Annotated in this window: 16 protein-coding genes; 7 read left to right on the forward strand and 9 right to left on the reverse strand. The window is 31.8% G+C overall.

Translation table 11 applies throughout. The features are described 5' to 3' along the window. Positions 1 to 204 precede the first annotated feature (204 nt). The 6 genes from GFU93_RS02090 to GFU93_RS02115 all read right to left on the reverse strand — a co-directional run bounded on the left by GFU93_RS02090 (position 205) and on the right by GFU93_RS02115 (position 9,218). Entirely contained in the window at positions 205 to 2,526 is a 2,322-nt protein-coding gene (locus GFU93_RS02090) for an ATP-dependent helicase (RefSeq protein WP_160566765.1), read from the reverse strand. 165 nt (positions 2,527 to 2,691) lie between these two features. Beyond that, positions 2,692 to 4,284: a phosphoenolpyruvate carboxykinase (ATP) gene (gene pckA / locus GFU93_RS02095; protein WP_160566768.1), complete on the reverse strand. Its 1,593-nt coding sequence runs from the start codon at positions 4,282 to 4,284 to the stop codon at positions 2,692 to 2,694. Positions 4,285 to 4,493: 209 nt separating this feature from the next. Then, complete coding sequence (locus tag GFU93_RS02100) at positions 4,494 to 5,684, reverse strand: ABC transporter permease (RefSeq protein WP_160566771.1); 1,191 nt, start codon at positions 5,682 to 5,684, stop codon at positions 4,494 to 4,496. Beyond that, complete coding sequence (locus GFU93_RS02105; protein WP_160566774.1) at positions 5,677 to 6,843, reverse strand: ABC transporter permease; 1,167 nt, start codon at positions 6,841 to 6,843, stop codon at positions 5,677 to 5,679. The genes GFU93_RS02100 and GFU93_RS02105 overlap by 8 nt, the downstream gene beginning before the upstream one ends. After that, the gene (locus GFU93_RS02110; RefSeq protein WP_160566777.1) at positions 6,843 to 7,835 is read right to left on the reverse strand and encodes an HlyD family secretion protein; all 993 of its coding nucleotides are present in this window, start codon (positions 7,833 to 7,835) and stop codon (positions 6,843 to 6,845) included. Before GFU93_RS02110 ends, GFU93_RS02105 begins: the two co-directional genes overlap by 1 nt. A 9-nt stretch (positions 7,836 to 7,844) precedes the next feature. Then, positions 7,845 to 9,218, reverse strand: coding sequence for a TolC family protein (locus GFU93_RS02115; RefSeq protein ID WP_160566780.1), 1,374 nt, complete (start codon positions 9,216 to 9,218; stop codon positions 7,845 to 7,847). A 166-nt stretch (positions 9,219 to 9,384) separates the two neighbouring features. Between GFU93_RS02115 and GFU93_RS02120 the strand changes: the two genes are divergently transcribed. The 7 genes from GFU93_RS02120 (at position 9,385) to GFU93_RS02150 (ending at position 16,964) form a co-directional block, all read left to right on the forward strand. Next, the gene (locus tag GFU93_RS02120) at positions 9,385 to 10,452 is read left to right on the forward strand and encodes an NADH:flavin oxidoreductase/NADH oxidase (protein WP_160566783.1); all 1,068 of its coding nucleotides are present in this window, start codon (positions 9,385 to 9,387) and stop codon (positions 10,450 to 10,452) included. Between the two features lie 119 nt (positions 10,453 to 10,571). Then, positions 10,572 to 10,934 (forward strand): DUF1573 domain-containing protein, encoded by a 363-nt coding sequence (locus GFU93_RS02125; RefSeq protein ID WP_160566786.1) that lies wholly within the window; start codon positions 10,572 to 10,574, stop codon positions 10,932 to 10,934. A 29-nt stretch (positions 10,935 to 10,963) separates the two neighbouring features. Continuing rightward, a complete protein-coding gene (locus GFU93_RS02130) occupies positions 10,964 to 11,368 on the forward strand; it encodes a DUF1573 domain-containing protein (protein ID WP_160566789.1) in 405 nt (134 codons plus the stop codon). A gap of 158 nt (positions 11,369 to 11,526) precedes the next feature. Continuing rightward, positions 11,527 to 12,567 (forward strand): hypothetical protein, encoded by a 1,041-nt coding sequence (locus tag GFU93_RS02135; protein WP_160566792.1) that lies wholly within the window; start codon positions 11,527 to 11,529, stop codon positions 12,565 to 12,567. A gap of 16 nt (positions 12,568 to 12,583) precedes the next feature. Beyond that, positions 12,584 to 14,092 (forward strand): bifunctional phosphoribosylaminoimidazolecarboxamide formyltransferase/IMP cyclohydrolase, encoded by a 1,509-nt coding sequence (gene purH / locus GFU93_RS02140; RefSeq protein WP_160566795.1) that lies wholly within the window; start codon positions 12,584 to 12,586, stop codon positions 14,090 to 14,092. Between the two features lie 70 nt (positions 14,093 to 14,162). Further along, entirely contained in the window at positions 14,163 to 14,570 is a 408-nt protein-coding gene (locus GFU93_RS02145; RefSeq protein ID WP_160566798.1) for a hypothetical protein, read from the forward strand. Between the two features lie 126 nt (positions 14,571 to 14,696). Further along, entirely contained in the window at positions 14,697 to 16,964 is a 2,268-nt protein-coding gene (locus GFU93_RS02150; protein ID WP_160566801.1) for a TonB-dependent receptor plug domain-containing protein, read from the forward strand. A gap of 86 nt (positions 16,965 to 17,050) precedes the next feature. Here GFU93_RS02150 and GFU93_RS02155 read toward each other — a convergent pair whose 3' ends face one another. From GFU93_RS02155 to gcvH, 3 genes are all read right to left on the reverse strand, one after another. Beyond that, positions 17,051 to 17,326, reverse strand: coding sequence for an RNA-binding protein (locus GFU93_RS02155; protein WP_105297947.1), 276 nt, complete (start codon positions 17,324 to 17,326; stop codon positions 17,051 to 17,053). 396 nt (positions 17,327 to 17,722) lie between these two features. Further along, entirely contained in the window at positions 17,723 to 18,028 is a 306-nt protein-coding gene (locus GFU93_RS02160; protein WP_160566804.1) for a VanZ family protein, read from the reverse strand. 46 nt (positions 18,029 to 18,074) lie between these two features. Further along, the gene (gene gcvH, locus GFU93_RS02165) at positions 18,075 to 18,452 is read right to left on the reverse strand and encodes a glycine cleavage system protein GcvH (protein ID WP_160566807.1); all 378 of its coding nucleotides are present in this window, start codon (positions 18,450 to 18,452) and stop codon (positions 18,075 to 18,077) included. Positions 18,453 to 18,468: the final 16 nt, after the last annotated feature.

Below are 18,468 nucleotides of genomic sequence, written 5' to 3' on the forward strand. Positions count from 1 at the left end.
TTAAAATTAGGTAAGTCAACATTCATAGATTTTTAGATTGAAATCCGCTACTTTAAATAGAGTGGAAATAATTTAAAACGATTAAACAAAAAAAACGGTTTTATCAACCGTTTTCTTTATTACATTTTATTATTAATTTTTCTGTCTTTATGGGGTTTGAATTTTTTGTGCAAAAAGATTAAATATATTTTTGAAAATAGTTATTTATTCTAAAACTTTGAGTTTAGCAAATTTTAACAATAATTTTTTATCTCCCTCATTTTCAAAATTTATAAGTGCTTTAGCATTTTCGGGATCCCCTTCAATAGATACTACTGTACCTTTTCCGAAACGGTCATGCAAGACATGATCTCCTATTTTTAAATTGGCAATCGAACCACCTACCGGATTTGCTAATTTTGCATTAGATATGGGCTTTAAGTTTTGAGGTGATTTAATCGGATCTTTCGACTTCTGATAAACAGGATTGGGTCCTTTGGGATATCTAGGTGCAAAATCATCGGCAAAGATATCCGAGTTCAATCCCGAATTATTTCTTATCGAATTCGTAAAACTGATATTCAAGACTTCCAAATGCTTTTCGCTGATTTCCTCCAAAAATCTACTCGGCTCTCCATCCACTATTTTACCCCATCTGAAACGTGTAGTAGCGTATGTAAAATAGGCTTTTTCTTCAGCTCTGGTTAATGCTACATAAAATAATCTTCTTTCTTCTTCTAATTCCTGACGAGTATTTAATGACATTTGTGAAGGAAATAAATTTTCTTCTAAACCAACTATAAAAACCACCGGAAATTCCAACCCTTTGGCTAAATGGATCGTCATTAATGAAACTTTATCATCGTCTTCTTCACCTGAATCTAAATCTGACGCCAAAGCTATATTTTCCAGGAAAAAATTCAAACTAGGATCCCCTTCATCCAACTGTCTTTGTTCATCTACAAAACCTTGTAAACTGTTTAATAATTCTTGTATATTTTCTACTCGTGAAATTCCTTCAGGTGTGTCGTCTTCTTTTAATGTTTTTAGAATTCCTGAGGTAACGGCAACTTTCATGGCAACTTCATATACGTCTTCTGTCTTCAGTAAAACCTGAAAACTTTTAATCATAGTCCAAAAGTTGACTAATTTATCAATGGTTGGTTTATTTAATCCTAAAGAATTTCCTAAAAACTCAATCTGTTCCAGAATTTCATCCAAAGACTTTTGCTGTTGATCTGCTCCTACAATTAGCTTGTTTACAGTTGTATCTCCTATACCTCTGGCAGGATAATTTATAATTCTTAATAGTGCTTCCTGATCTTTTGGATTCACTAATATTCTTAAATAAGCCAAGAGATCCTTAATTTCTTTTCTTTGATAAAAAGAAAGTCCTCCAAATACTTTATAAGATATATTTTTCTTTCGTAAGGCTTCTTCTATAGCTCTTGATTGGGCATTGGTGCGATAAAGTACGGCAAAATTTTTATTTTTTTTCTGTTGAGACATTTTCAATGAAAATATCTCTGATGCTACATAATTTGCCTCATCCGCATCCGAGAGAGCTCTATAAACAGGAATTTTATCTCCTGAAGGATTTTGCGTCCATACATTTTTTTCAAGTTGATCCCTGTTTTTGGCAATCACCTCATTCGCTGCTTCCACAATAATTTGGGTGGATCGATAATTTTGTTCCAGAGGAATTATTTTGGCATCCGGATAATCTTTTTTGAAATTTAGAATATTTCTAATATTTGCTCCCCTAAATGCATATATAGATTGCGCATCATCTCCTACCACACATATATTTTCAAATCTGGATGCAAGTGCTTTTACAATTAAATATTGAGAATGATTCGTATCTTGATACTCATCCACCATAATATAGCGAAAACGGTCTTGGTATTTGGCCAAGGATTCCGGAAAACGGGTAAGCAATTCATTGGTTCGAAGCAAAAGGTCATCAAAATCCATTGCTCCCGATTTGAAACAACGATCTACATAGGCTTGATATATGTGACCAATTTTTGGTCGCATAGCGGCAGTATCTGCTTCAATTAATTCCGGATTATTAAAATATGCACGAACCGTGATTAAATTATTTTTGTAACTTGATATGCGTCCTAAAACCTGTTTGGGTTTATATATATCAGTATCAAGCTGTAGTTCATTTATTATTTTTTTTATAACATTAAGACAATCTTGTTGATCATAAATAGTAAAATTAGAAGGAAACCCTAATTTATTTGCTTCTGCACGTAAAATTCTAGCAAAAACGGAATGAAATGTTCCCATCCATAAATTTTTAGCTTCAGTTCCTCCAATTAATGCTGCTATTCTTTCTTTCATTTCTCGTGCTGCTTTATTCGTAAAGGTAAGCGCAAGAATATTAAAGGAATCTACTCCTTTATCTATTAAATGGGCAATCCTGTAAGTTAAAACCCTGGTCTTTCCTGAACCTGCACCTGCTATTATCATTAAGGGGCCTTCTGTTGTACTAACTGCCTGTTTTTGAACTTCGTTTAAATCTGCAAATAAATCTTTCATACGAAGTCAAAGTTAGGAATTATTCATTAAATTTCTATATAATGATTTTGAAGGTAAATCAAATTTCAAAGTTTTTCAATTTATAGTGTTAACAGTTTTTAATTCAAAAAAAATTCTCTGATTTTAACTAATCAGAGAATTTAAAAATGTGATTATGTTTGTTATTTATAATTTCGGTCCTGCTGCTACTAATTTTTTACCTTCTTCAGTATCCGTATATTGCTTAAAGTTTGCAATATATTTAGCTGCTAAGTCTTTAGCTTTTGTTTCCCATTCTGATACATTAGAATAGGTAGTTCTTGGGTCTAATATATCGGAAACGTTTGGCAATTTAGTAGGGAAAGTTAGATTTAAATATGGGATTTTGTTAGTAGCTGCTTTCTCAATAGATCCATCAATTATAGCATCTACAATAGCACGAGTATCTTTTAAAGATATACGTTTTCCTGTTCCGTTCCATCCGGTATTTACTAAATACGCTTTAGCTCCATGTTTTTTCATTTTAGAAACCAATGTTTTTGAATACATGGTTGGGTGTAATGAAAGAAAAGCTTCACCAAAAGCCGGTGAGAAAGATGGTAGAGGTTCTGTAATTCCTCTTTCAGTTCCTGCTAATTTGGAAGTATATCCACATAGGAAGTGATATTGTGCTTGTTCTTCATCTAAAATGGAAACCGGAGGCAATACTCCAAAAGCATCTGCTGACAAATAAATTATTTTTTTAGCATGTCCGGCTTTAGATGGAAGAACAATTTTATTGATATAGTAAATAGGATAAGAAACACGGGTGTTTTCTGTAATAGATTTATCTTTAAAATCTACTTCTCCATTTGATTTTACAACAACATTTTCTAATAAAGCATCTCTTCTGATAGCTCTCCAAATATCCGGTTCTTTTTCCTCGGAAAGGTCAATTACTTTTGCATAGCAACCTCCTTCGTAGTTAAATACTCCGTTATCATCCCATCCGTGTTCATCATCACCAATTAGATAACGCTTCGGATCAGCAGATAGAGTAGTTTTTCCTGTACCTGATAAACCAAAGTAAATGGCTACATCTCCGGCTTCTCCAACATTTGCTGAACAGTGCATAGAGGCCATTCCTTTTAAAGGTAAATAGTAATTCATCATGGAGAACATACCTTTTTTCATCTCTCCTCCATACCATGTTCCTCCAATAATTTGAACTTTTTGGGTAAGATTAAACATAACAAAGTTTTCTGAATTCAGCCCTTGTTCTTTCCAGTTTGGATTGGTAACCTTAGATCCGTTCATAATAAAGAAATCCGGTTCTCCATAGTGTTCAAGTTCGTATTGAGATGGACGTATAAACATATTGGTAACAAAATGTGCCTGCCATGCTACTTCCATAACAAATCTTACTTTCATTCTTGTATCTTTATTGGTTCCACAAAAAGTATCAACCACGTACAATTTTTTATTAGATAGTTGTTTAGCTACTAAACCTTTTAGATTATCGAAAGTTTGTGGAGTTGTTGGTACATTAATTTTACCATCCCACCATATAGTATTTTCAGTTACTGAATCTTTTACAATATATCGGTCTTTTGGCGAACGTCCGGTGAAAACTCCTGTTTTAACGGCTACGGCTCCTGAAGTAGTTAATTCTCCTTTTTCATACCCCTCATTTTTAGGATCCATTTCCGCTTGATATAGTTGTTCATAGGTTGGATTGTGAACAATTTCTTTAATACCTGAAATCCCATGTTTCTCTAGTGATTTTATTAAGTTTTCCATAATTTAAAATAAATTAATTTCTTTTTTTTTGTATATACAAATCTAACAATATAAATCTACATATTTTTTTCTCTTATATATGATATAACTCACTAGTCGAAAAAATGTAATTATTAAAAAATTAAAATTTATGGCAAATTATCAGAATATTAAAATAACAGATCCCAGCTTAATTTGAGTATTATGTTCTAAAGTGGCTTATTTTTATCTTATTTGCTTAAATTCACATAAGCTAATCTTTTTAATGTTAATGCAGCAATTACGAAATAAATCAGACACATGATCCACATTTGCAACCACAATTCTTTTATTTCTATAAGTGAAGCTCCCGATTGGGTTATTTCCAAAAATCCTTTTACGGCTAACGTTGTCGGAAATACATAGGATACTACTTTTATCCATTCAGGAAATGCCAGTGTAGGCCAAGATACCCCGCAAAGAAATAATGAGGGGATGGAAAATATAGTGACGATCATAATGGCATCTTCTCGTTTTTTAAAAAAGTTCATCAAAAATATTCCTAAAAATGTAACGGAAAAGAGAAAGGGAATTAAAAATACAAATACCTCAAAAGGATTACCCCGTTGTGGAAATTTAAAAATTCCCATAACCAATCCTACTTGAATTACCATCAAAATCATTGATATTAACAAATAAGCACCTGATCTACCCAATAATACCGGAAAAGTCCCCAATGGCTTTTTAATAAAAGGGTATAATTTCGTATATGATTTTCGTTCTCTTTGTGTTCCTCCCAAAACTCCCATGGCAGAAATTTGCAGCGTTTGTATGGCAATTAAAAATACAACCGGCATAACAAAAGTTGCATATCCCGAATCTATGTTAAATAACGGAACAGAAACCGTATCAATAGGTCTTCTTGAGGCAACTGCTTGTTTTTGAGGCGTTCCACCCGCCATCAATTTATTAACTTCAATTTGAGCACTATAAGTTCCTATAGAAGCGGTTACAGAAGTTAAAAACTGTTTGTAATAAAGCATGTATGATGCATCACAATATACGGAAATAGAAGGTACTTCCCCTTTTTGTAATTTTCTGGTAAAATCTTTAGGTAAAAGAATAATACCTTTAACCTTTCCTAAATTAAAAAGATTTTCAGCTTCTAATAAGCTGGTAGCAGAATGATCTATTTTAACCTGTTGAGATGAATTTACCATTCGTGTAATGGTATGAGTCATCTGTGACTGGTCCTGGTCTACAACAGCTATGGGTATTTTAGTAACTATTTCATTAGAATAAATATATGAATATAAAAAGCCAACTATTATGGGACTAATAAGATAGGATGATTTTACGGCTGCATCTGAAAATATAAGACGAATTTCTTTTACAAATGTTTTGCCTATTACCGATATATATTCTACTAGATCTTTAAACATAATATCCTCCTTTTTTTAATAATCGATTATAGCCGGGCATGGACGCAAATCCTATCAGACAAAATATCATAAAAGCTATTATATAACCGAAGTTAAGACTACCTATCGCAATTCCTCTGACGGCATAATCAATAATAAACCGCAAATAAGAAGTAAATGGAAATGTATAACTTAAATATTGTATCACATCCGGTAAGCCTTCCTTAGGAAAAGTATATCCGGTAAATGAAAATGCTATGGCTGAATAGGAACCGCCTAGGGTCAAGGCCGAACGCAAATCTTTATTAAAGCTGACGTAAAATAATCCAAATAACTGACAAACGATTACAAATACTATAAAATAAATATTCACAATAAGAAAATTACCTCTTAAAGGAATTCCTATTTTATAGTACAATAAACTATTCATAAAAAAACCGATTAAAGAAAACAAAAGGGTATACGGTAAAGTTTTGGCCCAAAATGAAACCCATACATTTCCTCTACTTTTTACATATAGTTCTCTGCCTTTTCGGTCTTTCAGTACTGATCCTAACACATAGATTGATACTACCATCACTATTATTTGCAAGGCCATAGGCATTAAAGCAATGGTAAGATAATAGGAATAGTTTGTGTAGGGATTAAACAGTATATGTTGTTTTGAATTTATGGGAGATGTAGCTGCTAAAGCTTGTTTTTGAGTTAGTCCTTTTTGTGTTAAGCCACTGATGTGAGCTCCGGCAGCAAAAGATCCTACCGTTGATTGAAAGGCTTTATTAATCAATCCTCCGGCTAAGAGATAGTTATTATTGTAATAACAAGCTACTTGAGTATCGATATTTCTATAAATATCATTTTCAAAATTTGTCGGAATAATAATTAAGGCAAAAGCCTTATCCGTTCGTATCATTTTCTCCCCATCTTGTTGATTCTCCACTTCAGCCACGATATCCATAGAAGAAGTTGCATTCAGCATCCTTCCCAATTCTCTGGATGTATTCGATTTGTCTTGATCTAATAAAACAACGGGAAATTTTCGAGGTACTCCTTCCTGCAAAAGACTAGCATAATATAAAAATAATCCACAAGGCAAAATTACAGCCAAAAACATTAATCTTGGACTGGTTAAAAGCCTTTGAACCTCATTTAAAAATATGGAAAAAAAGCCTTTTTGCATTAATCTTTTTTCAATGATTTTTCATCAACTAATGCACTCATACCGGGTCTTAAGCCTTCCACTTTTTCCATGGGATATGCTTTAATCTCAAAGGTTTTCATATCAAAATCGCCTTGAGTTTTGGTAGCACTCCATGTAGCAAAGTCTCCTTGAGCTGCAATATAACGAACTTGTAATTTAATTTTTTTATTGTTTAACGCGGGAATTTGTGCTTCGAAAGTGGAACCTTTTTTAAAACTTGACATTAAATTCTCCTTGATGTTAAACACCACCCAAACATCATTTAAATCAACCAGATTTACAATTGGATATCCCGCACTTACAACCTCTCCTCTATTCGGAATTATTTTTAATACTTCGGCATTTGAAGGTGAAAGTACTTTAGCTTCTTTTTTATAAGCTAATACCTCTTCTATTGCTCCTTGCGCTTGGTTAACTTGTGCAGATGCTGCTTCTTTATCCTCACTTCTTGATCCATTTATTGCCATTTTATAATTAGCATAGGCTGCTTTCTCTAATTCTCTGGAAGCCTTACTTTGAGTGAACGCTTCATCTCTTTTTTGCGCAGATATTACTTTATCGTTATATAAATTCTGCATTCTTTCATAAGTCTTATCTGCAAGCTCTGCTGATGCTTTTGCTTGTTGCCATTGATTGTAAGCCCCTTGTATTTGTTCTGTTCGAGTTCCTTTTTTGGCTTTTTTATCTTGTGCTTCTGCTGCAGCTTTTGCAGATTCTGCTTGTACTAATTTAGCATCTAACTCCGGTGTACTTAAGACAGCCAACAAATCACCTTCTTTTACCATGTCTCCTTCCTTGATTAGTACCTGTTCGAGTCTTCCTGCAATTTTAGGTGATACATTAATTTGGGTAGCATCTACTTGACCTTGAATGGTTACTTGAGTCGGCTTATTCATAAACCATATAGAAAGGCCTATTATGGCTACAATTATTATGATACTTATGATGGAACTTATAAGTTTACTTTTCATATAAAATGATTATTGATTCGTATATTTTATAAAATCTTGACTTAATCCGCTATATTCTAATAAAGATGCTAAATCGACCACATAATTATAACTGGCTTGTATTTTTTGCAGCTTTATACCCGATAAATTAACTTCAGCATCGACCACATCTGTTGAGGTTTGAACCCCTTCTGAAAATCCTTTTACTCTCACTCGAAGTAATTCTTCTGCTTGAACTATTTGAACATCTAAGTTTTGTATTTGTTCTTCTTGTTTTTGTATGTCTTGAAATATTTTTTCAATCAGAGTCCGAATGTCTTTTTTAGCTTTATCTTGAGAATATAATACACTTTCTTTGGTTGCTTTTGCTGATTTTATTTCATTTTTGTATTGCAGACCGTTAAAAATAGTATAGGTCATTCCTACACCCAAAGACCAGGGTTTTCTATTTTTTTTCATACCTCCTATCGGGTTATTATGAATTAAAATTGAATTTCCTAAGGCTGATATGGTTGGGTAATAGGTTGATTTTTTGGATTTAATTGATTGTTCTGTTAATTCAACTTGAAGTTGAAGCTTTTGTAATTCCGGATAATTTTCAATGGCGAAATCCTGGTAATAATCTAACGGATGTAAATAAGGAACAATAAAAAATGGAGTTGTTAATTCTTCATTAACTTGATCTATTCCTAAGGTATTTGCCAATGCTACTCTTGCCAATTCAGCATCTTTTTGAGCGGCAAGATATTGTCGATTAGCTTCTGATACGGCAACATCTGCTTGAAGTTTTTCAACAGGTGCTATCAACCCTTGTTGTTCCATTTTAGTGGCATTATACAAATGTTGATTCATTCCGTCCAACACTTGTTTTCTTACTAAAACTGCATCTTCAGCTAGTTTAACTTGAAAATATCTTTCGGCTAATTCCGAAATCAGCTTATTTTTAGTACTTACTAACTCTTTGTTTCCTATTTCTGCCTTTAATTTTGAAGCTTCAATAGCGGCATTAATTTTTCCTCCTGTGAACAATGGCCAAGTAAATTTAAGTCCTCCTAAGGCTATATCTCTTTTGAGAAGATTTACATCCCAATTTCCTAATTCTTCAGGATCTGAAATATTTAAAGCATCTGCAACTTCTGATCTGGCACCATTTAAATTGGTTCCAATTTTTTTATCTCGGTATATACCGGCTCCAAAAATGTCTAATTGAGGAAAACGTAATCCTTTGTAAGATTTTAAGTCAAATTGATAGGCTTCTTCTTGCTTCTCGGCTGCTTTAATCAGATTATTTTCTTTATACATAATAATCTGAGATTCAGAAAATGATAGTGATTGAGAACAGAGTCTTAAAGATATGCTAAAAGCTAACACTAATGTCAAGGAATTTCTGATATATCCTATCATACTTTTATAAATATTATAATTACAAAAATATAATATTTTTTAATATAATTTATTTTTAATTGGGGTATCCATTGTAAAGTTATTAACTTTGATTTGTATATATTTTAAAAACAACATCATAGTTATTATATATTATCTAAAAAAACAATAAAAACCTAAAAATAGTATGTCAAAATTATTTAAACCTTTACCTTTAGAAGGTAACACGCTAAAAAACAGGATCATAATGTCTCCCATGTGTCAATACTCTGCTCATGATGGTTTTGCCAATAATTGGCACTTAATACACTATGGAACCCGTGCGGTGGGAGGAGTTGCGGCAATTATTCAAGAGGCCACTGCCGTTTCCCCTCAAGGTAGAATTACCTATAAAGATTTGGGTATCTGGAAAGACGAACATATTCTTAAATTAAGTGAAATTGTACAATCAATTCACAATAATAACTGTTTAGCGGGTATCCAATTAGCTCATGCAGGACGAAAGGCCAGTACTCCTATTCCTTGGCTTCCTAATGAAAAACTGGAAGAAGGATATAAGAAATGGGCTATAGTAGCGCCTTCTCCTGTTCCTTTCGACGGTAATTCCCAAAAACCAAGAGAACTATCTATTGATGAAATAAATATCATTATCAATGATTTTAAAGAAGGAGCAGAAAGAGCTGTGAAAGCAGGTTATGATATTATTGAAATACACGCTGCTCATGGATATCTCATTCATGAATTTTTATCTCCTCTTAGTAATGTAAGAAAAGATGATTATGGAGGTAATTTTCAAAATAGAATTCGATTGTTGGTTAGAATTATAGAAGCAATTAAACAAATACTTCCTAAAAGAATTTCTCTATGGGTTAGAATTTCTGCCACCGATTGGATAGAAGGCGGTTGGAGTGTAGATGAATCTGTAGAATTGGCCGAAATAGTAAAAAATTTAGGTGTAGAGGTTTTGGATGTCTCATCCGGTGGTTTAACTCCCCATGCTAAAATACCCAATAAATCTAATTACCAAGTGCCTTTTGCTAATAAAATAAAAAATAATTCTGCCATAATAACCGGAACGGTTGGATTGATAACCCAAGCTGTTCAAGCAGAAGAAATACTCGAAAATAACGAAGCTGATTTAATTTTCCTGGGTAGAGAGCTGTTACGTAATCCATATTTTGCTTTGGAAGCCGCCCATATTTTAGAAATAGACACTTTATGGCCCCTACCCTATGAAAGAGCTAAATTTATATAAGACCTTCTGTTTATGATTTCAAAAAATTCATTTTTATTACCAATTATATTATTAGATGGTATTATTTTTGAAAATAAAATTAAGCTAAAGTGAATTTAAAATTTTATATCTTTACAAGTATGAAAAAAACTGCTATATTAGTTTTTCTCCTATTTTTAGGAAGTTTCATTTCCGCTCAATCTATAACATTCAGTCAAGATCAAATAGATTATGGAATAATTAAAAAAAATTCTGACGGTAATCAAATTTTCAAATTTACCAATACAGGTGACAAACCTTTGATTATTTCCAATGTTAAATCATCATGTGATTGTTCTGTACCTTCATGGACCAGAACTCCTATTTTACCGGGTAAATCAGGTGTGATAAACGTTAAGTATAATACAAAGAATCTTGGTAAATTTTCCAAATCAATTGAGGTATTCAGTAATGATCCAAAAATTTCAAGAAAGCTTTTAAAAATTAAAGGGGAAGTTCAATAGTTAAAAAAATAGTTAAATATATATCAAACATGAAAAAGTTCGTTTTAAGTTCGGCATTCCTATTGGGAGCATTCATTTTCAGCAATGCTCAGGAAATTAAAATTACCAATTATGAAAATAATACGGTAGATTATGGGAATGTAAACAAAGGATCTAATGGTAAAAGAATTATAAAAATTCAAAATGTGGGAGATAAACCGTTAATTATTTCCAATATAAACACTTCTTGCGGATGTACGGTACCTCAATGGACTACAGAACCTATCGCACCGGGAAAAAAAGGTGAAATTACGGTTACCTACAATACTTCTAATGTAGGAAGATTCAGCAGAACCATTACTATATCTTCTAATGATGAGAAAAAACCAAATTTACCGGTAAGAATAGAAGGTGTTGTTTTAGCTCCTGAAACCAATCCTGGCACCGATAAATAATTGTAATAATTTATAATACTTAAAGTAAGGACATTGCATAGTTCAGTGTCCTTACTTTTTAAAATTAATAGTCTTTTTATACGTCTGTATATATGTTTTTTGTAGCTTTGTGTTTTCACACTAAATTCATTATTTACGTCTAATAACTTCTTATTTACATGAAAAAGATTGTTAATATTTTTCTTTTTTTAGTTTTTTTGATAATTGTTGCCGGATGCATAATGCCATCTTTTCTTCCAAAAAATATAGAAATTACAACTACTAAAGAATTTAACAATCCAATCAGTGAAGTCTTTGCGGAATTTAATGATCTTGAAAATTACGCTTCTTGGGGCTTGTTAATTAATGAAGATTCTGTAAATACACGGATTAATTATTTTGCCCCTTATAAAGGTACAGGAAGCAGTTTAACTTGGAATAATGCTAAGGATCATTCTATAGGTAAAGGAGAATATAAAATTTTAAAAAGTAAAATAAATAACACCATAAAATCTCAAATAATTTTTGTTGAAAACGGTGTAGTTTGTATCGAGGATATAGATTTTCAATCAAACGGAGGAGTAACCAATGTAACCATCCACCTCACAACAGAAAATTTTACTTATTTTACTCGCATTTTTGCTTATTTATATTCTCAAAAATTGGAGGAAAGCTTAAATAAAAGTCTTGATAAACTTTCTATATTGTTGCAGAATGGGCGATCGAATAAACAACTCCACGAAGGTGATGCTGAATATATTGATTTCAAAGGGATTCAATTGTTAGCCATTAAAAATGAAACTTCCACAAATGCCGAGGATGTTTATAAAGCTATGTATAAATCTTTACATGAAATATCAAATTATTTAACAGATAGTTTAAAATATTCTTATAAAGATATTGATAATCCTATTGTTTATTATAGTACTTTTGACACATTGGCTAAAAGTACCATTTTTTATACAGGTTATCCCGTGGAATCTAATATAAACCCTCCTAATTCTGTTATGAGCTTGATAACTCTACCTGCCGGAAAAGCAATCACTACTCCTATAAATGAAAACGTTCATACCCTTTTTAAAACCCGTTACACTTTAGATAAATATGCTAAAGAAAATGGAGTTAAACTTAAAAATAGTTACTGGGAAGAATATCAGGATATCCCTCAATCTGTAGATGATGATGTAAAAGGAAAAGCCTTTTATTTAATTACCGAATAAATGTAAAATCATAGTAATGAAAAGAGCTTTAATAAGTGTTTCAGACAAAACCAATATAATTGATTTTTCAATTTTTTTACAATCTCAAGGGTATGAAATTATTTCAACCGGTGGAACTTATAAGCATCTAATATCCAACGGCCTTAATGTCACCGAAGTTAGTGAATATACCGGTTTTCCTGAAATATTGGATGGAAGAGTTAAAACGTTACATCCTTCTATTCATGGGGGTATACTGGCTTCCAGAACAAAAGAAGAACATTTACAATCCATTCATGATCTTAATATAAAAACTATAGATCTGGTTATTGTGAACCTATATCCGTTTTTCGATAAATTAAATAAAGGATTATCAGAGCAGGAAATGATAGAATTTATTGATATAGGCGGACCTACTATGCTACGATCTGCAGCAAAAAATTTTCACTTTGTAACGGTTATATCTCAAATTGAAGATTATAGTTTAGTAATAGAAGAGTTAAAAAAAGATGGAAATACTTCTTTAGCTACACGAAAAAAATTGGCCGGTAAAGTGTTTAACCTGACATCTTCCTATGATGCAGCCATATCCGCATATCTTTTGCAGGATGATTATCCTAAGTATTTGAACACTTCTTTTGAAAAAGTTGAAAATCTAAGGTATGGAGAAAATCCCCATCAAAAAGCAGCATTTTATATAGATAAATCCAAAAACGGAGCTATGAAGGACTTTGAACAATTACAAGGCAAAGAACTTTCATTTAATAATTTCCGAGATATGGATATGGCGTATAAGGTTGTTAATGAATTTTCAGAAATTTCCTGTTGTGCGGTAAAACATTCTACTCCCTGTGGAGTAGCTCTGGGAAATACTATAGTTGAAGCTTATCAAAAAGCATTTGAATGTGATCCAATTTCAATTTTTGGAGGGATCATCGCTTTTAATCGAACTGTTGATGAGGAAACGGCTCGTTTATTGGTAACCGTTTTTTTAGAAATAGTTATTGCTCCATCATTTACGGGTGAAGCTTTACAAGTATTATCTTCTAAAAAAAGTTTGCGCGTTATAAAAGTAAACAACCCTGTATCGGATTCAATTGAATTCGTTAAGGTCGACGGCGGTTTATTAGTTCAGGACGTGGATCATGCTGCAGCTACTGATTTTACTCAAGTAACAAATTCAGCTCCTGACAAAAAACAATTGGAAGATTTAATTTTTGCTCAAAAAATAGTTAAACATGCCAAATCCAATGCTATTGTGGTTGCTTCTGATTTCCAAGCCCTGGGTATTGGTTCGGGACAAACTAATAGAATATGGGCGGCTCAAGAAGCAATTGAACGTGCCAAAGAAAAAAGAACCGATCATTTGGTTTTGGCTTCTGATGCATTCTTTCCCTTTCGAGATGTAGTAGATACCGCCGCAAAGAATGGTATAACTGCTATTATTCAGCCCGGAGGTTCCATACGTGATAAAGAAAGCATTGAGGCTTGTAATGAATACAATATTCCTATGATATTTACGGGAATACGTCATTTTAAGCATTAGTATCATTGATTTTTATATCATGCAATTAATTTCAACCGGCCAATCCAAATAATTTTTTTATCTTTACTTGATGAAATTAATTCAGTCTATACTTTTGATTTGCTTGGTTTTATTTGCAAATCTTAATCTCTTCATATACCAAAATTGGTGTCACGGAGAAAATATTGGCTATACCATTAATTTCAAAAAATTTTCCAACGAATTAAAACATTCTGAGAAAAAGGATTATCCTTCTTTTGAAAGAGATTTTTGCTGTAAGGACGTCCTAATAAAATCGAACGAAAATAGCTTTTTTTCATTTGATTCCAATTTTCAACATTTAATTTTTACAGTTCTGGGAATTATTCCCAATGTAAATTGGAATCTATTTAATTGGGCATCTTCTCAACAAGAGGGTATAGCACAACTTTATTGTAACCCTCCTCCCCCTGTTTATCAATTATATAAATTTTATTGTCGTTATACCTACTACGGATAACGTATATTTTTTCATGGTTCAGTTTATTCTATTTTATATAAGATAGGATAAGATGCATTATTGTATATAATCAACATTCAGTAATGCCGGTTTAAAAATCAATTTTTTATAACTAAATAACAAAAAATGAAAAAATATATAAGTATGTTTTTGCTCGTTTACGGTCTATTGGCTGTAGCCCAGCATAAAACATTAAAAGGTCGTATACTAACTACTTTGGAAAATGGAGAAAATATACCCGTTCGGGGAGCTGATGTAAATTGGAAAGAACACCCGATTATGAAAACTGTAACCGACAGCTTAGGCAATTTTGAGCTGATGTACCACGACGGTCTTTATACTATTGAAGCAGCAAAAGACGGCTTTATTTCTCAAGAAATTAAAATTGATGATGTTGATCATCCCCTAGATATTTTTTTAGAACCCAAACCTTCTTCTTCAGAGAAAGTATTGGATGAGGTTGTTGTCCGACAAAGAGCCAAGGCGGTAAGTATAAAAGCCAATTCTGCTGCTCTTACCTATACAATTAATAAAACGGAATTGTTGAAAGCCGCCTGTTGTAATTTGGCTGAAAGTTTTGAAACAAATCCTACTGTGGATATTTCTACAACCAATGCAGTAACGGGTTCAAAACAGATTAAAATGTTAGGATTAGATCAAAAATATACTTCCTTAACCGTTGATAATATGCCGGAGGTAAGAGGATTGTCCACCGCCAGTGGAATAAATTTTATACCCGGCACATGGATAAACAGCATTCAACTTACCAAAGGAGGCAGCACTGTTACTAATGGCTACGAGGCTATAACCGGTCAAATAAATACTGAATTGATGAAGTATAAAGATAAAAATTTTACCACTATCAATTTTTTTGCAAATCAAAATGCTCGTTTGGAATTTAATGTTGTCAATGCATCTTCTATTTCCAATAATTGGAGTAATACCACATTAACTCATTTGAGCGGAAGGTTTGCTAAAGAAGATATGAATCATGACGGATATCTTGATAGTCCTCTTTCCAAACAACTAAATGTAATGGATATCATCCATTATGACGGTATTAAAAAAAACGGATGGGGTTCTCAAATAGGTATTCAGGCGCTTTATGATAAACAAATCGGAGGTCAAAAAAAATTCAGAGAATCAACAGACCGTTTGACTCAAAATCATTATGGACTAGGTATTGAAAATACACATTTTGAAATCTGGAATAAAACCGGATTTGTCTTTCTTACTAAACCTTATCAAAGCATAGGTTTACAAACTAAATTTATTCATCATACTATTGATAGTTATTTCGGTCAAAGGGTATATAATGGTAATGAAAATTCATTTTTTACCAATTTATTATTTGAGAGTATCATTGGTAACACGAATCACAAATATACCTTAGGTGCAAGTTATCTTCATGATGCTTTCAATGAGGATTTTGAAAATTCCAATTATAAAAGAACTGAAAATGTACCCGGGATTTTTGCCGAATATACTACTACTGCAATTAAAAATGTAACTTTAGTATTGGGCGCCAGAACTGATTTTCACAATTTGGCGGAAAACCAAGTGTTACCAAGAATTAATATTAAATATTCTTTCTTGCCTAAAACAACCCTTCGATTAGCTGCGGGAAAAGGCATGAGAACAGCCAATATATTTTCTGAAAATATGCAGTATTTTGCTTCGTCTCGTAAGGTACATATTCAATCAAACCATGGCGATATTTATGGTTTAAAACATGAAATTGCATGGAACTATGGAGGTAGTATAATTCAGGATTTTAAAATTGGAGCTATCAAGAATACGTTTACGATCGATTTTTACCGAACGGATTTTAAAAAACAAGTTCTCATAGACTTGGATCGATCGTCTCAAGCGCTTTGGTTTTATAATTTAGATGGAAAATCTTTTTCAAATACTTTTCAGGCAGTATGGGATATTGTTCCTATTTCCAATCTGGAATTGCATTTTGCTTATAAATGGTATGATATTAAAGCCGATTATATGGATGGCAGGCGACAAGTTCCTTTTACTTCAAAAAATAGAGGTTTATTTTCTATATCATATTCTACTCTAGAAACTGAAAACAAAAGTAAATGGGCATTAGACTTTACATTGCAATATATAGGAAAACAAAGACTTCCGGATACTTCTAAAAACCCGATAGAATATCAGCGAAAATCGTTTTCGCCTAATTATACTTTAATGAATGCTCAACTATCCAGATATTTTACAGATAAGTTTAGATCTTATCTAGGAGTGGAAAATTTGGGAGGCTATAAACAAAGAAATCCTATTATAAATCCGGAAAATCCTTTTGGTTCTTATTTCGATACTTCTTTAATTTATGCTCCTATTGTATCTTCAATGTTTTATTTGGGATTTGATTTTAAATTATAAAAATCATTTACATTAAACTGTAAATAAAAAACGACTGAATAGAATTCAGTCGTTTTTTATTTTACTTATTAATTAGTAACCCATAATTAATAACTTCTTCTAAAGTTATTTCTGGGTTTTTCATCTCTTGGTCTAGCTTCTGAGACATTAATAACTTTACCGTCAAATTCTTTTTGATTTAATTCCTGAATAGCCGTTTTAGCTTCTGCATCTGCCATTTCAACAAATCCAAAACCTCTGGATCTTCCGGTTTCACGATCTTGTATTATTTTTGCTGATTCAACTTCTCCGTACTCTGAAAATAAGTCATGTAAATCTTCGTTGGTCAACCTGTAATTCAGGTTTGAAATAAAAATGTTCATATAAAAATTTTAAAAAATTGGTAAAAAATTAATTGAGAAGAAATCAGACTAAAAACTAGCTATTCAAATTAAAAAGTAGAAGGAAGTATAATAACAATCTCAACGTGCTAATTTACACAATTTTATCAATAAACTCTAATTTTATTTTTTATTTTTTATAAGAATAAAAAAATGCTTTTCATACTTAGTTTTTACACTTATCTTAAATTTTAAGAGTATTTTATTATAAAATTTAAATGCAAAATATTTTTATTTTATCTAATTTAGAAGTAAATCTGCGATATGTTGCGAACGGGTGTATTTTTAAATTTCTAAAATTTCTTTTGATTTATGAAATTTTAACTTTGATTGAAATTATATTTTCGAATAATCATTGATTTCAAGTAAAAAAATAGCTTATAATATTTCAATCATTTTTTTTGCCATATAATAACCAATTATACAACCTATAAAATCCGCCACCATATCAGAATATTCAAAGGTTCTTCCCAATTTCATATATTCTTGTAAAAATTCAATCAAAATTCCATAGAGAGTACCTATTCCTATTATTAGCAATTGATTTTTTTTAGGAAATGAAATTTTAGCTAAAAAAGCTAATCCTAAAAATGTTAGGGTATGGATTAACTTATCACTGAAATGAGGAAAATAGTTTAATAAATTTTTATTTCCTTGGGGGGCTCGTAATAATAACCATGTCAATATCCCAAAATATAAGAAAAGTATAATACGTACTTTTTTATACTGTTTAAGTAAGCAGTTTTTTATAGTCTTCAGCATTCAATAGTTGATCTAGTAAAGTATTATTTTGTATTTGAACTTTTATAATCCAACCTTTTCCATAAGGATCGGTGTTTACTAATGTCGGCAAATTTTCAAGCTCAAGATTCATTTCAAGCACTTTTCCATCAAGAGGCATTAAAAGGTCTGATACGGTCTTTATAGCTTCCACAGTTCCAAAAATTTCATCTAACTTTAGTTGATTACCGATGCTATTTACATCTATATAAATAATATCTCCCAATTGTTGTTGTGCGTAATCAGTTATACCGATAAGTGCTGTGTTACCTTCAATTTTTATCCAAATATGTTTAGAACTATAAAGTAAATCCGATGGAGTCTTCATATCAATATTTTATCTT

The sequence above is a fragment of the Apibacter sp. B3546 genome (assembly GCF_009827885.1).
Taxonomy (GTDB): domain Bacteria; phylum Bacteroidota; class Bacteroidia; order Flavobacteriales; family Weeksellaceae; genus Apibacter.

Bases quoted from the DNA above. Each gene is read 5' to 3' on its own strand.
- GFU93_RS02090 (WP_160566765.1), bottom strand. From the start codon at position 2,526: ATGAAAGATTTATTTGCAGATTTAAACGAAGTTCAAAAACAGGCAGTT.
- pckA (WP_160566768.1), bottom strand. From the start codon at position 4,284: ATGGAAAACTTAATAAAATCACTAGAGAAACATGGGATTTCAGGTATT.
- GFU93_RS02100 (WP_160566771.1), bottom strand. From the start codon at position 5,684: ATGTTTAAAGATCTAGTAGAATATATATCGGTAATAGGCAAAACATTT.
- GFU93_RS02105 (WP_160566774.1), bottom strand. From the start codon at position 6,843: ATGCAAAAAGGCTTTTTTTCCATATTTTTAAATGAGGTTCAAAGGCTT.
- GFU93_RS02110 (WP_160566777.1), bottom strand. From the start codon at position 7,835: ATGAAAAGTAAACTTATAAGTTCCATCATAAGTATCATAATAATTGTA.
- GFU93_RS02115 (WP_160566780.1), bottom strand. From the start codon at position 9,218: ATGATAGGATATATCAGAAATTCCTTGACATTAGTGTTAGCTTTTAGC.
- GFU93_RS02120 (WP_160566783.1), top strand. From the start codon at position 9,385: ATGTCAAAATTATTTAAACCTTTACCTTTAGAAGGTAACACGCTAAAA.
- GFU93_RS02125 (WP_160566786.1), top strand. From the start codon at position 10,572: ATGAAAAAAACTGCTATATTAGTTTTTCTCCTATTTTTAGGAAGTTTC.
- GFU93_RS02130 (WP_160566789.1), top strand. From the start codon at position 10,964: ATGAAAAAGTTCGTTTTAAGTTCGGCATTCCTATTGGGAGCATTCATT.
- GFU93_RS02135 (WP_160566792.1), top strand. From the start codon at position 11,527: ATGAAAAAGATTGTTAATATTTTTCTTTTTTTAGTTTTTTTGATAATT.
- purH (WP_160566795.1), top strand. From the start codon at position 12,584: ATGAAAAGAGCTTTAATAAGTGTTTCAGACAAAACCAATATAATTGAT.
- GFU93_RS02145 (WP_160566798.1), top strand. From the start codon at position 14,163: ATGAAATTAATTCAGTCTATACTTTTGATTTGCTTGGTTTTATTTGCA.
- GFU93_RS02150 (WP_160566801.1), top strand. From the start codon at position 14,697: ATGAAAAAATATATAAGTATGTTTTTGCTCGTTTACGGTCTATTGGCT.
- GFU93_RS02155 (WP_105297947.1), bottom strand. From the start codon at position 17,326: ATGAACATTTTTATTTCAAACCTGAATTACAGGTTGACCAACGAAGAT.
- gcvH (WP_160566807.1), bottom strand. From the start codon at position 18,452: ATGAAGACTCCATCGGATTTACTTTATAGTTCTAAACATATTTGGATA.